Consider the following 825-nt stretch of genomic DNA (forward strand, 5'->3'; position numbering starts at 1 on the left):
TTGGTCGATCAGAAGCCGAGGGCTTCGGCCTGAGCGGCGGCGACCTTCTGGTCGAGGGTGGGGCCGTTGTCGCGCTGGTATGGCTTCCAGTCGGCCCCCATGAGTTCGGCATAAGCGGCACAGGCCCCGGTGGCGATAGCGGCGAGGGCGTAGGCTTTAGCGCCGTTTTCCGCTGCGATACGGCGGAGCATGGCGATGCGGTTTTCGCCGCCGTCAATGCCCATGCGGTCTTCGTCGCGGTGCTCGTTTGCGAAGCTGTCGGCGGCGTCACGGGCGATCAGGCGGCGGCTTTCGTAGAAGCTGGCTGCGCCATAGGCGGACCGGACCAGCCCGTCAACCATGCGGTCAAGGTGGAGTTTCAGGCCCTGATAGTTTGGCTCTCCCCGGATGGTGGAGACGAGCACGGGAGCGAGGAGGTCATACTGTTCGCGCACCATGTTGGAGCCTGCGCCGGTGAGTTCGTCCACGTCGCCGGTTTCGACACCGAAGGCCGAGACGATCTTGGCCATCTGGTCATCGGTGGGCACGAGACGCTGGATATCGACAAGGGTGGGGGCAGCGATGGCCTGCGTGCGCTGGCGGGCTTCGTTGAAGCGTTTTACAGCAGCGGGGCTGACCTTGCGTGATTTCTTCTCTTGCGCGGAAGCCATGGCGTGGGACATAGCGTTGTTTGCGTCGGACATGAAACTTGACCTTTCTGTTCTGCGAAGTCCCGTTCGGTGCTCGTTACACCGTTCGGGGCGTTTTCGTCTTGGGGACCATTCCCTCTCGACAAGTAAAGAATAGTACAAACCGCCTGACGACACAAGAAAAAAGTGCAGAAAA

1 protein-coding gene is annotated in these 825 nt (G+C 61.3%); it reads right to left on the reverse strand.

All coding sequences use genetic code 11. The annotated features are described in order from the left end of the window. Positions 1-8: 8 nt before the first annotated feature. The gene (locus tag GJA01_RS15100) at positions 9-683 is read right to left on the reverse strand and encodes a hypothetical protein (protein ID WP_062502366.1); all 675 of its coding nucleotides are present in this window, start codon (positions 681-683) and stop codon (positions 9-11) included. Positions 684-825: the final 142 nt, after the last annotated feature.

The sequence above is a fragment of the Gluconobacter japonicus genome, from assembly GCF_002723975.1.
GTDB lineage: Bacteria > Pseudomonadota > Alphaproteobacteria > Acetobacterales > Acetobacteraceae > Gluconobacter > Gluconobacter japonicus.

Bases quoted from the DNA above. Each gene is read 5' to 3' on its own strand.
- GJA01_RS15100 (WP_062502366.1), bottom strand. From the start codon at position 683: ATGTCCGACGCAAACAACGCTATGTCCCACGCCATGGCTTCCGCGCAA.